This window comes from Maritalea sp. YIW29, from assembly GCF_057219265.1.
In genome coordinates, this window is sequence record NZ_JBXVVF010000002.1 from 527,033 (window position 1) to 539,975 (window position 12,943).

Sequence of the window (12,943 nt, forward strand, 5' to 3'; positions counted from 1 at the left end):
CGCGACGGTGCTTAGATCTGAATATCAGGGATCCAAACGGCATATTGCCGGTGAAAGACTGCTGGAAACGGGGTCAGACAAAGGGTCTGCCAAAAAAGAGGTTTTATAAATGGGTAAAGTAATTGGAATTGACCTTGGAACGACAAATTCATGTATTGCGATCATGGATGGTTCTGAGCCAAAAATCGTTGAGAACGCTGAAGGTGCGCGTACAACACCTTCCATGGTTGCGTTTACCGATGACGACCGCCTAGTTGGTCAGCCGGCCAAACGCCAGGCTGTGACCAACCCGGAAGATACGCTTTTTGCGATCAAACGTTTGATCGGTCGCCGGTTCGACGATCCAATGGTGAAAAAAGATAAAGATCTTGTTCCATACAAAATTGTAAAAGCCGATGGCGGCGACGCATGGGTTGAAGCAAAGGGTGAGAAATACTCCCCTTCACAAATTTCAGCTATGATCCTTCAAAAAATGAAGGAAACTGCGGAAAGCTATCTTGGCGAAGCTGTTACACAAGCTGTGATTACGGTTCCGGCTTACTTTAACGACAGCCAACGCCAAGCAACAAAAGATGCTGGCAAGATTGCCGGTCTTGAAGTTTTGCGGATTATCAACGAGCCAACAGCAGCTGCGCTTGCTTATGGCCTTGATAAACAAGAAGCTGGCATTATCGCTGTTTATGACCTTGGTGGCGGTACATTTGACGTATCAATCCTAGAAATTGGCGACGGTGTATTTGAAGTGAAATCAACCAACGGGGACACATTCCTTGGTGGTGAAGATTTCGATATGCGTTTGGTTGATTATTTGGCCGACGAGTTTAAGCGCGAAAATGGCATTGACCTTCGTGGCGACAAACTTGCGCTTCAACGTTTGAAAGAAGCAGCTGAAAAGGCAAAAATCGAATTGTCTTCTGCCACTCAAACTGAAGTCAACTTGCCATTTATCACGGCTGACCAGTCTGGCCCGAAACACCTTCAGCTTAAATTGACACGCGCAAAGCTTGAGCAATTGGTTGAAGATTTCATCAAACGCACAATTGAGCCATGTAAAGCTGCCCTAAAAGATGCGGGTATTACTGCAGGCGAGATTGACGAAGTCGTTTTGGTTGGCGGTATGACCCGTATGCCAAAAATCCAAGAGACTGTGAAAGAGTTCTTCGGCAAAGAGCCACATAAGGGTGTGAACCCTGACGAAGTTGTTGCTGCCGGTGCTGCTATTCAAGCGGGTGTTCTACAAGGCGACGTGAAAGACGTTCTTTTGTTGGACGTGACACCTTTGTCTTTGGGTATTGAGACTTTGGGCGGCGTGTTTACACGTTTGATCGACCGAAACACCACAATCCCAACCAAGAAGAGCCAAGTGTTCTCAACAGCTGAAGACAACCAGTCTGCTGTGACCATTCGGGTTTCTCAGGGTGAGCGGGAAATGGCGAACGACAACAAAATGCTTGGCCAATTTGATTTGGTGGGTATTCCACCAGCGCCACGCGGTGTGCCACAAGTTGAAGTAACGTTTGATATTGACGCCAACGGCATCGTGAACGTTTCAGCCAAAGATAAAGGCACAGGCACAGAACAGCAAATTCGCATCCAAGCTTCTGGTGGTCTTTCAGACGACGAGATTGAAGCAATGGTGAAAGATGCTGAAGCCAACGCAGACTCTGACCAAAAGAAACGCGAATCTGTTGAAGCTAAAAACCAAGGTGAAGCTTTGGTTCATTCAACAGAAAGCTCAATGAAAGAGCATGGCGACAAGGTTGACGAGTTGACCCGTGCTTCAATCGACGATGCATTGCAGGACCTTAAGTCTGCGCTTGAAGGCGACGATGCTGACTTGATCAAAGAAAAAACCGGTGCATTGGCTCAAAGCTCAATGAAACTTGGCGAAGCCATGTATCAGGCCAACCAAGAAGAAGACGGCGAAGAGTTCGATGGCGGTGACGCAGCGGATGATGATGTTGTCGATGCTGACTTCGAAGAAGTCAAAGACGAAGACCAAAAGTCGTAAGTCTTTACTGACTTAACCGATCTGATTGGCGGGGCTATTTGCACGAATTGCGCAAATTAGTCCCGCCAACGATCTCGGAGCACCAGCGCCATGTCAAAAAAAGATTTCTATGAAGTTTTAGGGGTTGCCCGCGAAGCGGATGAAAAAACCCTTAAATCTGCCTATCGCAAGCTTGCGATGAAATACCATCCGGACAAAAACCCCGGTGATGCTGCTGCAGAAGCAACATTTAAAGAAGTTTCAGAAGCATATGACACCCTAAAAGACGCGCAAAAGCGCGCTGCCTATGACCGGTTTGGACATGCTGCGTTCCAAAATGGCGGTGGCGGCGGTCAACACGGATTTGGGTCCGAGTTTTCCTCATCAATGTCCGACATTTTTGAAGATATTTTTGGCGACTTTATGGGCGGACAAGGCGGAGGCCGGCGCGAACGCAGTTCAGCGACGCGCGGATCTGACCTCCGTTACAATCTAGAAGTTACCCTAGAAGAAGCCTTTGAAGGCCAAACGGTTGATATTGACGTGCCGTCTATGGTGGGTTGCGACACTTGCTCAGGCAATGGCGCAAAGCCAGGCACCGGATTTTCGGCCTGTGGCACCTGTCAGGGCCACGGCAAAGTACGCGCGGCACAAGGGTTTTTCACCATTGAGCGTACATGTCCACAATGTCATGGACGTGGCGAAACAATGGATCAGCCTTGTACGGACTGTTCTGGCCAAGGCCGTCGACAAGAATCCCGTTCATTGTCTGTTGATGTGCCAAAAGGTATCGAGGATGGTACTCGTATTCGCCTAACCGGCGAAGGCGAAGCCGGCATGCGCGGCGGGCCACAGGGCGATCTTTACATATTCATTTCGATCAAACCGCACGATCTGTTCCAGCGCGATGGGGCAGATTTATTTTGTCGGGTCCCCATATCGATGACCACGGCGGCGCTTGGCGGTGAGTTTGAAGTACCGGGCCTTGATGGTGCGCGGGCCAAAGTTAAAGTGCCTCAAGGTACACAAGCGGGGCAACGTGTGCGTCTTAAATCCAAAGGCATGCCCGTATTGCGCAGCCAACAGGTTGGCGATCTCTATATCCAGATGGATGTGGAAACCCCGCAAAACCTCTCCAAACGCCAACGCGAGTTGCTTGAGGAGTTCAACGAGCTCACCACAAAAGACAATAACCCGACGTCGTCTGGCTTCTTTTCAAAGATAAAAGGACTGTTCGAGGGGTTGAGCGATCATAAATAGTAAGTTTTTGCTTATTATATATTGACACCTCGGCAAAAATTGAGTTTTTTGGCCTGAAATGATTGGAATGAATATGACAAAAATTCTGGCCGTTTCAGGCTCAATTCGTGCTGACTCTTACAATGTCAAGCTCGCGAAAATGGTGGTTTCAAAACTCATTGAAAAGGGTGCAGACGCCGAATATGTCGACCTTGGTGAATATCCAATGCCGATTTTTGACGAAGATCTTGAAAGTCAGCACCACCCTAAATGTGCGCTTGAATTGGCCAAACGGTTTGCTGAAGCCGATGCGGTTTTCATCGTTACGCCAGAATATAATGGCTCTGTTACGCCCCTGCTTAAAAACACGATCGACTGGCTGACCCGGCAAAAACAAGGTTCATTTTCAAAGGCAACCTTCGGCATCGGTGCCGCAACGCCAGGCGCATTGGCCGGTATTATGGCCCTTTCCCATTTACGGGATATCTTGTCAAAGGTTGGCGCTTTGGTTGCCCCAACTGCGCTCGGCGTCGGCATGGCCGCAAGCGCATTTGATGAAAATGGTGATCTTACAAACCCAGCCGTGGTCGCCCGGGCAGCCGCATTGGTCAATGAACTTCTGACAATCAGAAGATAATTGTGCCCCAAGCGCTCTATCTCTCTCACCCCGAAGTCATTATTGACCCGCAAGTGCCCACACCCAAATGGGGTCTATCTCATGTGGGTCGCAACCGGCTGCAGTTAGCTGTTGAACGCGGCATTTTTGATCAAATCGAATTGATCATTTCCTCGGACGAAACAAAAGCTTTAGATGGCGCGACAATGATTGGCCGACATCTTGGCCTTGATTTCGCGATTGATGCCAAATGCGGTGAAAATGATCGATCGAGCACTGGATTCTTGCCTTCAGACCAGTTTGAAGAAACCGCTGATCAATTTTTTGAAGACCCAGAGGAAAGCATTGCGGGCTGGGAAACCGCACGCGACGCACAACAGCGTATCGTTGACGCCGTGAGTAACCATTTGCAACGACACACGGACAAAAATGTCTTATTTGTCGGGCACGGTGCGGTTGGCACATTGCTGAAATGCCATATTGGCCAACGGCCGATCTCGCGTGTCGAAGATCAAAGTCGAATTGGCGCGAAAGGCGGCGGCAATATTTTTGCGTTTAATTGGGAAGAACAGGCGCTGCTTACCGATTGGGTAGCGATGGAAGATTGGCCTATTTAGTCGATTTGCATAGATCATCACCCCACCCTTAATCCCTCCCCATCAAGGGGAGGGAAACATAAGGGACCAATTTGTCTTGTCGATTTGTCCGAACTATGCCAGTTAACAATTCCGACAAACCAAATTGCCGGAGCCCTTGCCTTTATGTCTAATGCGACCCCCCAATTGATCACCGCGCTTGATGTTGCCACCCGCAAAGAGGCCGAAGCGCTTGTTGAGCAAATTGATGATCGGGGTGTGTTTTACAAAATTGGCTATCAACTCATCTATGGTGATGATGGGTTGGGATTGGCCAAATCGCTTAAAGCCGCGGGCAAAAAGATCTTTTGTGACGTAAAGCTTCTCGACATCCCGAACACAGTTGAAAAAGGTGTTGCGGGCCTTGTTGATCTTGGCGCGGATATTGTGACCATCCATGCGGAGCCCCATTGTATGGCTGCGGCTAAGCGGGCTGCACAAGGGTCCAAAACCAAATTGATGGGCGTCACCGTGATGACCTCGCTTGACGATCAGGACCTAAAAGCCAGCGGCTATGCCTATGGCGTGCGAGATCTGGTGGAACGCCGCGCCAAACAGGCAGCGGCTGAGGGCATTGACGGGGTGATTTGCTCGGCACATGAAATTGAATTGGTCAAACAAGCCAGCGGCGAGAAGTTGATGGCCGTCACCCCCGGCATTCGCCCGGCGGGCAGCGCCAGTGACGATCAAAAACGTATTTTGACCCCAAGCCAGGCCATTGAAATCGGTGCGGATCATTTGGTGGTGGGTCGTCCGATCTATCGGGCGGATGATCCATATGCCGCTGCCGGGGCGGTGAATGATGAAATTGTGCAAGCCAACAACACGATCACTGGATTTCGGGCGGCAGACAGTCAGGACGCCGAGGCCCTAAGTGCCATCGAAGATAATGCGGCGCAAATTTTTAGAACGCTAGGTGGGGAATTTTCCCAAATCGACTTTTCCGCCATGTCGCCGCAATTTTATAATGACGCTATCGCGCAAAACCAAATCATCTGGCTTGTGGAACTGCGGGGTGAACCTGTCGGGTTCTTAAGGGCAAAGCCGGTGGACGATATGCTCTATTGCGCCGAAATGTCCGTGCTAAAACACCATCATGGCAAGGGGTTGGGCGAAAAGCTGATTTCACACTTTATGAATTTCGCAAAGTCGGAAGGCTTTTCGGGCGTTACTGGCATTACATTTAAAGACGTGCCGTGGAATGGGCCATATTATCGTCGGCTCGGACTAAATTACCTCAATGATGATCTCATTGGACCCGAATTGCGCAAAATCATGACGAATGAAACTGAAAATGCCTTGCGCAAAGCCGGTACTCGGGTTGTATTTGGGAAAAGATTCTAAAGGCCTAGATTCAAGCCAATGCGGAACAGATCCGCCAAGGTAGAAAACAAACGAGGCGGCGGCAATGATACAGAAAATTACGGTTTTAGGGGCCAGCGGCCGCATGGGTGCCGCAAACATTCGCGCCATATCTGAAATTGAGGGCGCAGCGCTTTACAGCGGACTAGAACGCGAGGGGGTTGATGCCATCGGTAAAGATGCCAGCGCACTTGCGGGGCTGGAAGCTTCCGGTGTGTTGATCACGTCTGATGTTGATGAGGCGCTTTCGGGGTCTGACGCGATAATCGACTTCACGATACCTCAAGTGAGCATTGAATATGCCAAACGGGCCAACAAGTTAGGTCTGGTGCATGTGATTGGCACCACAGGGTGGACCCAAGAACAGGACGATGAAATCGCCGCTTTGTCTGGCAATGCCCGCATTGTTAAAGCTGGCAATATGTCCATGGGCGTGAACTTATTGATGGGTTTGGTGAAAAAGGCAGCGGCGGCCTTACCCGGTGATTTTGATATTGAAGTGCTCGAAATGCATCACCGCATGAAGGTCGACGCACCGTCTGGAACCGCCCTCATGCTGGGTGAAGCCGCAGCAGAAGGCCGAGATATCGAACTAGCTGAAAACGCTGTGCGGTCACGAGATGGGATTACCGGCAAGCGCGAAACCGGCACAATCGGATTTGCCGCGCTGCGTGGCGGTACAGTGATTGGCGATCATTCTGTGATTTTTGCCGGCAGCAATGAACGGATTGAAATTTCTCACCTTGCCCAAGATCGAACTATTTATGCCAATGGCGCCGTCCGCGCGAGTTTATGGGCGCAAGATAAGGCACCCGGATTATATTCTATGGCTGACGTTTTAGGCCTCTAGCAAATTGGCCCCGTGCCACTGGAAATCAAGGAAAGTTAAATGGACCGCAGATTGATACTTGTCCGCCACGGACAAAGCGAATGGAACCTAAAAAATCTCTTCACAGGGTGGAAAAATCCGGGCCTGACAGAAAAAGGCATTGAAGAAGCAACGGCGGCAGGCCAATTGCTGAAATCTCGCGGCTATGAAATTGAACTCTGCTTCACTTCGGCGCTCGTACGCGCACAACATACGCTAGACTTGATGCTTAAAAATATGGATATCGTCAATATGACGATCATCCGCAATCAAGCGCTGAATGAACGCGATTATGGCGATCTCGCAGGCCTTAATAAAGATGATGCCCGCAAAAAGTGGGGCGAAGAGCAGGTGCACATTTGGCGTCGTTCATATGATACGCCTCCTCCGGGTGGCGAAAGCCTAAAAGATACCGCAGAACGGGTATTGCCTTATTATGAGGCTGAGATTGCACCACGGGTTGCTGATGGCGGCACCATTTTAGTCGCTGCCCATGGCAATTCATTGCGCGCCTTGGTGATGAAGCTCGAGGGTCTAAGCCCGGAAGAAATCCTCAAGCGTGAAATCGCTACCGGCAAGCCGATCATTTATGATTTCGATACGGATGGAAATGTCACCAGCGTCGAGAATATCGAATAAGATCTAAAAGGCGACCTCTGGGTCGCCTTTTTTATGCCGTCAGCCCAGCTTCCCAACCAAGGATCGCTTGTTTGCGGGTAAGCCCCCAATGATAACCGGTTAATTTGGCATTTCTGCCGATCACCCGGTGACAGGGCACAACAAATGAAATGGGGTTGCGCCCAACGGCGGCTCCAACCGCCCGCGCGGCTTTTGGTTTACCCAAATGCGCGGCAATATCACCGTAGCTGGTGGCTTGACCCGGTTTAATCCGTAACAATGTCTGCCAAACCCGCACTTCAAAATCGGTTCCGATCATCACAATGCGCACAGGTTCGTCGGCATTCCAACGGGTTGGATCGAATATTTTCTCCGCCATAGTGCGAATTTCATCAGGCTGCGCTTCAACATAATCGGCTTTTGGCCAACGTTTTGTCATATCCGCCAACGCTTCTTTTTCTTCGCCGACATCGCAAAATGCTTGGCCCGCCAAGCCATATTCAGTAAGCATAATCAACGCCAAACCAAAAGGAGATGGGTGAAACCCATAGCGGATTTCTAGCCCCTCGCCTTTCGCCCGATAAATGCCTGGCGGCATAGCGTCATGGGTAACAAACAGGTCGTAAAGCCGAGCCGCAGACGAAAGGCCAAGCTCATAGCTGGTGTCGAGCAAAGACATATTGTCTTTGAGCATTTGCCGCGCCCGATTTAGCGTCACGCAATGGGAAAATGCCTTTGGCGTTAGACCGGCCCAACGCTTAAAGAGCGCCGTCAATTGACGGGTGTTTAGCCCCAGATCGGCGGCGATATGATCCAGATTATGCTCATCCGCTGGGCGTTTTGAGATTTCCTCAATTACCTGCTTGATGAGCTTATAATCATTTGCTTTTGCATATAGTGGTGTCATGTCATTCATAATGAAGACAACATAATGCTGTTCGGCGCACCAAGCGACCCGATTTTGACGGCAATTGACGATGGAATGTGCGTAGTGCGCGAAAAACTGATATTTGCCCTTTAAATCGTGGCGCGCCCATGCCCTAACTTAGGTTCAAGTCACTCCGGTTCAAAGAATAATGGCAAAACGTTCAAGACTTTCCAAACCAACAATTCATCAGATATTCGCCAATTTTCAGGCTAGCGATCCCGAACCTGAAGGCGAGTTGGATTATGTCAATCACTTCACGTTGTTGGTGGCAGTGGTGCTTAGCGCCCAAGCAACCGATATTGGGGTGAATAAGGCGACAAAGTCTTTATTCGAGATCGCATCGACGCCTGAAGCAATGTATGCGTTGGGCGAAGACAAAATTCGTGACTATGTCAAGACCATCGGGCTTTACCGCAATAAGGCGAAGAACGTTTATGCGCTTTGTAAAGACCTGATCGACAAGCACAATTCTGAAGTGCCACAAACCCGCGAAGAACTTGAGGCGCTGCCGGGTGTCGGGCGAAAAACGGCAAATGTGGTGCTCAATATCGCGTTTGGGCAGCCCACCATCGCAGTCGATACCCACCTATTTCGCATTTCCAATCGCACCGGGCTTGCGCCGGGCAAGACGCCACTTGCGGTGGAATTGCTTTTGGAGAAAATCATTCCGGCTGAATTTTTACTCCATGCCCATCATTGGCTCATTTTGCATGGCCGGTATATTTGCAAGGCCCGCAAACCAGAATGTTATCACTGTGTTATTGTAGATCAATGCAAATTTAAGGACAAAGTTCTAAAAGCGTAGGATAAGCAGGTGTTGGCGACGAGTTTGCCACTGAACAAATTACAATGACGCAAAAGGGTAAATCCCATGGCTAATGCCAGATTTGATGTTTTAACCATTGGCAATGCCATTGTTGATGTATTTGCAAAAGTTGATGATGAATTTTTGCGCCAAGAAGGCATGGATAAATCCATTATGCATTTGGTGGACGCGGAGCGGTCTGAATATTTATATTCCCGCCTACCCGGCAGCCCTCAGCATATTTCAGGAGGCTCTTGTTGCAATACCGCGGTAGGCGTTTCCTCGCTTGGCGGCAATGGCGCCTTTATCGGCAAAGTGGCTGAAGATGAGTTGGGCACCACGTTCCGCAAGGATTTGACCAAAGCTGGGGTTGTTTATACCACGCCGACCCTTATTCACGGCACGTCCACCGCTCGGTCAATGATCGTGATTACCCCAGACGGCGAGCGCACTATGAACACCTATCTGGGTGCATGTCAGGAGCTGACAGTCGCTGATATGGACGAAGACCTGATCTCAGCGTCCGCGCTTACCTTTATGGAAGGGTATTTGTGGGATCCGCCGGAAGCCAAACGCGCCTTCGTAAAAGCTGGCCAATTGGCGCATAAACATCAGCGCTTAGCCGGAATTACTTTGTCCGACCCGTTTTGCGTTGGGCGTTTTCGCGACGAGTTCATCAATCTTTTGCGCAACAAAACCATGGATGTTTTGCTTGCGAACGAAGAAGAAATAAAATCGCTTTATCAAGTTGAAGATCTAAATGATGCGATTAATGCAGTAAAGGAAGATTGCGCCACCGTTGCTATTACCCTTGGCTCAAAAGGCGCACTAGCCATCAAAGATGGCGTGGTGAGTGAAGTCCCGGCATTTAAGGTCAATCAGGTTGAAGATGTCACTGGGGCTGGTGATTTGTTTGCATCAGGGTTTCTTTATGGATTAGCGCGTGGTCAGACCATGGAGCAGAGCCTGTCGCTTGGCTGTTTGTGTGCTTCAGAGATTATTTCGCATGTTGGTGCCCGGCCAAACACTAACCTTGAACAAATGGCAAAAGACAAGGGCCTAACGCTTTAAAGCTTGCGCAGCGCCACTTCATCAATAGTGTGGTCTCGCCCCTTTTTGAGGATCAAGTCCGCACGGCCGCGCGTCGGCAGAATGTTATCTGTTAGGTTGGGCAGGTTGATCTGTTCCCAAATGGATATGGCCAGTTCTTTCGCCTCATCAATATTCAGCTTAGAAAATTTATGAAAAAAGCTGGTTGGGTCGCGAAAGGCCGTTTCGCGCAACCGCAAGAACCGCTCAACATACCAGCGCCGTAGGTTTGATTCATCCGCGTCGATATAGATGGAAAAATCCAGATAGTCCGAAGCGAACAGGATAGGCTTGCCGTTTTTGGGCAATTCACCCGGCTGAAGAATGTTCAAACCTTCAACAATCAAAATACTCGGCCGATCGACAGTGATTTCTTCGCCTTTGACCACATCATACACAAGGTGAGAATAGGTGGGCACGCTCACATTCGGCTCGCCCGCCTTGATCCGCGCCAAAAACTTTAGAAAAGCCCCGCGATCATAACTTTCAGGAAAGCCCTTTTTTTCCATCAAACCACGTTTTTCAAGCTCAGCATTTGGCAAAAGAAACCCGTCCGTTGTAACCAGGTCAACCTTGGGCGACGAGGGCCAGCGTTGCAGCAACGCATGTAGAATGCGGGCCGTCGTAGACTTCCCGACTGAAACCGAACCAGCAACACCGATAATAAAGGGTGCTTTTTCGCCATTTTGATGCAGAAATTTGCCGGAAGCGAGATGAAGTGCTTGCACGGCTTCGACGTAAATCGACAAAAGCCGGGTGAATGGCAAATAGACTTTCTCAGCTTCCGCCAATGAAATTGGATCGTTGAGTGATTGCAGCCGCACCAAGTCTTCAGCGGTCAGCGTCATTGGCTCGTCAGCACGCAACGCAGCCCACTCTGCCTTCGAAAAATGACGATAGGGCGATGGGTAGGCGGCGTTGAGTTGATCCAAGGGTCTAGGCCTTTCGTGATGCTTTTTCGTCGAGCCCGCTCTGCGCGGTTCGGGCTTCAAGTTCACTCAACACGTCGCTTAGGGGAATATCTGCGCCCTTTAGAACCACGAGGAGGTGATAAAGCACATCTGCAGCTTCTTTGGTTAATTCATCTTTATCATTAAGAACTGCTGCCAGCGCTGCTTCTACGGCTTCTTCGCCTAGCTTTTTCGCGGCTTCTTTGCCGCCATTTTGCAGCAGCTTCGCCGTATAGGACTTATCCGCAGATGTGGCTGCCTTTTGGGCAATGATGGCTTCAAGATCGCTTAGTGAAAAACTCATATCTAACCTTTAGCCACATTATCTTGGCGCACGGCAATACCACTTTGTGCCAAATGTTCTTTTGCCTCACCAATTGTGTACGTCCCAAAGTGGAAAATCGAGGCCGCGAGAACCGCACTGGCATGACCGTTTTTGACGCCATCGACGAGGTGATCAAGGTCGCCTACACCACCAGAAGCGATCACGGGCACTTCAACCGCGTCAGCAATTGTCTGGGTCAATTCAATGTCAAAGCCAATTTTGGTGCCGTCACGATCCATAGAGGTCACCAGCAATTCACCAGCGCCGCGTTTGACCATATCAATCGCGAATTCAACTGCGTCTATGCCCGTGGCATTGCGACCACCATGGGTATAAATTTCCCACGGGGACTTGCCTTCAGCCATTTGATCTTCAGCGCGTCTTTTCGCGTCTACAGAAACAACAATGCATTGATTGCCAAATTTATCCGCAGCCCGATTAATGAAATCTGGGTCATTTACAGCGGCAGAATTGATCGACACTTTGTCCGCACCGGACAGCAAGAGTTTGCGGATATCTTCAACTGTACGCACCCCGCCGCCGACCGTTAGCGGCATGAAGCAGTGCTCGGCCGTGCGTGCCACAACGTCATAAATGGTGTCCCGCCCCTCGTGACTTGCAGTAATATCAAGGAAGCAAAGTTCATCAGCCCCCGCTGCGTCATAGGCGATGGCACATTCAACTGGGTCACCGGCATCAACTAGATCAACAAAATTGACGCCCTTGACGACGCGGCCATCCTTGACGTCCAAACAAGGGATTAGGCGGGTTTTAAGTGTCATTTTCCGGTCCCAATCATTTCAAGGGCTTTTTCAACATCAATCCGGCCATCATAGAGCGCTCGGCCCGAGATCGCACCTTCAAGTACAGCCATTTCCGGTTTACACATGGATTCGATGTCATCCATTGAAGCCAAACCACCTGACGCCACAACAGGAATTGAAACCGCTTGAGCCAATTCCAATGTCGCTTCCCAATTGATGCCGGTTAGAATGCCATCGCGGTCAATATCGGTGAAAATGATTGCTGCAACGCCAGCGCCTTCGAACTTTTTGGCCAATTCAATCACATCCAATTCAGATGTTTCGGCCCAACCTTCTACAGCGACTTTGCCGCCCCTTGCATCAATGCCGACAGCAATTTGGCCGGGGAATTTTTTGCATGCTTCTTTCACCAGCTCCGGATCACGCACCGCGATGGTGCCCAAAATGACGCGCGCGAGACCACGATCGAGCCAGGCTTGGATATGCTCAATGTTGCGAATACCGCCACCAAGCTGTACAGGCATGTCTACCGATTTTATGATCGCCTCAACCGCGTTACCATTCACGCTTTCGCCGGCAAAAGCACCATTAAGATCAACCACATGCAAATACTCAAAACCTTGTTCTTCAAACTGTTTTGCCTGATCAGCTGGACTGTCATTAAAGATCGTCACAGCATCCATATCACCTTTTTGCAGGCGGACGCATTTGCCGTCTTTTAAATCAATGGCCGGAAACAAAATCATGTAGCTTG

The 12,943-nt window shown here is 49.8% G+C and carries 14 protein-coding genes and 1 pseudogene; 10 read left to right on the forward strand and 5 right to left on the reverse strand.

From position 1 onward, the window contains the following. Positions 1-109 precede the first annotated feature (109 nt). The 8 genes and pseudogenes from dnaK (at position 110) to AC2D8L_RS11715 (ending at position 7,349) form a co-directional block, all read left to right on the forward strand. Positions 110-2,011 carry a molecular chaperone DnaK gene (gene dnaK / locus AC2D8L_RS11680; RefSeq protein WP_484685655.1) on the forward strand — a complete coding sequence of 634 codons (1,902 nt, stop codon included), beginning with the start codon at positions 110-112 and terminating at the stop codon, positions 2,009-2,011. 90 nt (positions 2,012-2,101) lie between these two features. Next, positions 2,102-3,250 carry a molecular chaperone DnaJ gene (gene dnaJ, locus AC2D8L_RS11685; protein WP_484685656.1) on the forward strand — a complete coding sequence of 383 codons (1,149 nt, stop codon included), beginning with the start codon at positions 2,102-2,104 and terminating at the stop codon, positions 3,248-3,250. Positions 3,251-3,323: 73 nt separating this feature from the next. Then, positions 3,324-3,866, forward strand: a complete 543-nt coding sequence (locus AC2D8L_RS11690) for an NADPH-dependent FMN reductase (protein WP_484685657.1) — start codon at positions 3,324-3,326, stop codon at positions 3,864-3,866. A gap of 2 nt (positions 3,867-3,868) precedes the next feature. Continuing rightward, complete coding sequence (locus tag AC2D8L_RS11695; RefSeq protein ID WP_484685658.1) at positions 3,869-4,462, forward strand: histidine phosphatase family protein; 594 nt, start codon at positions 3,869-3,871, stop codon at positions 4,460-4,462. Between the two features lie 144 nt (positions 4,463-4,606). Further along, positions 4,607-5,302, forward strand: a pseudogene (gene pyrF / locus AC2D8L_RS11700) (orotidine-5'-phosphate decarboxylase); the annotation flags it as partial. Then, positions 5,291-5,824: a GNAT family N-acetyltransferase gene (locus tag AC2D8L_RS11705; protein WP_484686401.1), complete on the forward strand. Its 534-nt coding sequence runs from the start codon at positions 5,291-5,293 to the stop codon at positions 5,822-5,824. The pseudogene pyrF and the gene AC2D8L_RS11705, both read left to right, overlap by 12 nt. Positions 5,825-5,888: 64 nt before the next feature. Next, a complete protein-coding gene (dapB, locus tag AC2D8L_RS11710; protein ID WP_484685659.1) occupies positions 5,889-6,692 on the forward strand; it encodes a 4-hydroxy-tetrahydrodipicolinate reductase in 804 nt (267 codons plus the stop codon). Between the two features lie 39 nt (positions 6,693-6,731). Continuing rightward, positions 6,732-7,349: a 2,3-bisphosphoglycerate-dependent phosphoglycerate mutase gene (locus AC2D8L_RS11715; protein ID WP_484685660.1), complete on the forward strand. Its 618-nt coding sequence runs from the start codon at positions 6,732-6,734 to the stop codon at positions 7,347-7,349. Positions 7,350-7,380: 31 nt separating this feature from the next. Here AC2D8L_RS11715 and AC2D8L_RS11720 read toward each other — a convergent pair whose 3' ends face one another. Beyond that, the gene (locus tag AC2D8L_RS11720; protein WP_484685661.1) at positions 7,381-8,235 is read right to left on the reverse strand and encodes a methylated-DNA--[protein]-cysteine S-methyltransferase; all 855 of its coding nucleotides are present in this window, start codon (positions 8,233-8,235) and stop codon (positions 7,381-7,383) included. 169 nt (positions 8,236-8,404) lie between these two features. Between AC2D8L_RS11720 and nth the strand changes: the two genes are divergently transcribed. Together nth and AC2D8L_RS11730 are read left to right on the forward strand one after the other, a co-directional pair. Continuing rightward, positions 8,405-9,061, forward strand: a complete 657-nt coding sequence (gene nth, locus AC2D8L_RS11725; RefSeq protein WP_484685662.1) for an endonuclease III — start codon at positions 8,405-8,407, stop codon at positions 9,059-9,061. Between the two features lie 66 nt (positions 9,062-9,127). Further along, entirely contained in the window at positions 9,128-10,132 is a 1,005-nt protein-coding gene (locus AC2D8L_RS11730; protein ID WP_484685663.1) for an adenosine kinase, read from the forward strand. Here AC2D8L_RS11730 and coaA read toward each other — a convergent pair. From coaA to hisA, 4 genes are read right to left on the reverse strand one after another with little or no spacing between them, the layout of a single operon-like run. Then, positions 10,129-11,082 (reverse strand): type I pantothenate kinase, encoded by a 954-nt coding sequence (gene coaA, locus AC2D8L_RS11735; RefSeq protein WP_484685664.1) that lies wholly within the window; start codon positions 11,080-11,082, stop codon positions 10,129-10,131. The genes AC2D8L_RS11730 and coaA overlap by 4 nt on opposite strands. A gap of 4 nt (positions 11,083-11,086) precedes the next feature. Then, on the reverse strand, positions 11,087-11,404 hold the full coding sequence (locus AC2D8L_RS11740; protein WP_484685665.1) for a phosphoribosyl-ATP diphosphatase: 318 nt from the start codon (positions 11,402-11,404) through the stop codon (positions 11,087-11,089). A 2-nt stretch (positions 11,405-11,406) separates the two neighbouring features. Further along, positions 11,407-12,207, reverse strand: a complete 801-nt coding sequence (gene hisF, locus AC2D8L_RS11745) for an imidazole glycerol phosphate synthase subunit HisF (protein ID WP_484685666.1) — start codon at positions 12,205-12,207, stop codon at positions 11,407-11,409. Continuing rightward, positions 12,204-12,935, reverse strand: coding sequence for a 1-(5-phosphoribosyl)-5-[(5-phosphoribosylamino)methylideneamino]imidazole-4-carboxamide isomerase (hisA, locus tag AC2D8L_RS11750; protein WP_484685667.1), 732 nt, complete (start codon positions 12,933-12,935; stop codon positions 12,204-12,206). Before hisA ends, hisF begins: the two co-directional genes overlap by 4 nt. Positions 12,936-12,943 lie beyond the last annotated feature (8 nt).

Excerpts from the sequence above, each read along its gene's own strand:
- dnaK (WP_484685655.1), top strand. The coding sequence starts at position 110 with ATGGGTAAAGTAATTGGAATTGACCTTGGAACGACAAATTCATGTATT.
- dnaJ (WP_484685656.1), top strand. The coding sequence starts at position 2,102 with ATGTCAAAAAAAGATTTCTATGAAGTTTTAGGGGTTGCCCGCGAAGCG.
- AC2D8L_RS11690 (WP_484685657.1), top strand. The coding sequence starts at position 3,324 with ATGACAAAAATTCTGGCCGTTTCAGGCTCAATTCGTGCTGACTCTTAC.
- dapB (WP_484685659.1), top strand. The coding sequence starts at position 5,889 with ATGATACAGAAAATTACGGTTTTAGGGGCCAGCGGCCGCATGGGTGCC.
- AC2D8L_RS11715 (WP_484685660.1), top strand. The coding sequence starts at position 6,732 with ATGGACCGCAGATTGATACTTGTCCGCCACGGACAAAGCGAATGGAAC.
- AC2D8L_RS11720 (WP_484685661.1), bottom strand. The coding sequence starts at position 8,235 with ATGACACCACTATATGCAAAAGCAAATGATTATAAGCTCATCAAGCAG.
- nth (WP_484685662.1), top strand. The coding sequence starts at position 8,405 with ATGGCAAAACGTTCAAGACTTTCCAAACCAACAATTCATCAGATATTC.
- AC2D8L_RS11730 (WP_484685663.1), top strand. The coding sequence starts at position 9,128 with ATGGCTAATGCCAGATTTGATGTTTTAACCATTGGCAATGCCATTGTT.
- AC2D8L_RS11740 (WP_484685665.1), bottom strand. The coding sequence starts at position 11,404 with ATGAGTTTTTCACTAAGCGATCTTGAAGCCATCATTGCCCAAAAGGCA.
- hisF (WP_484685666.1), bottom strand. The coding sequence starts at position 12,207 with ATGACACTTAAAACCCGCCTAATCCCTTGTTTGGACGTCAAGGATGGC.
- hisA (WP_484685667.1), bottom strand. The coding sequence starts at position 12,935 with ATGATTTTGTTTCCGGCCATTGATTTAAAAGACGGCAAATGCGTCCGC.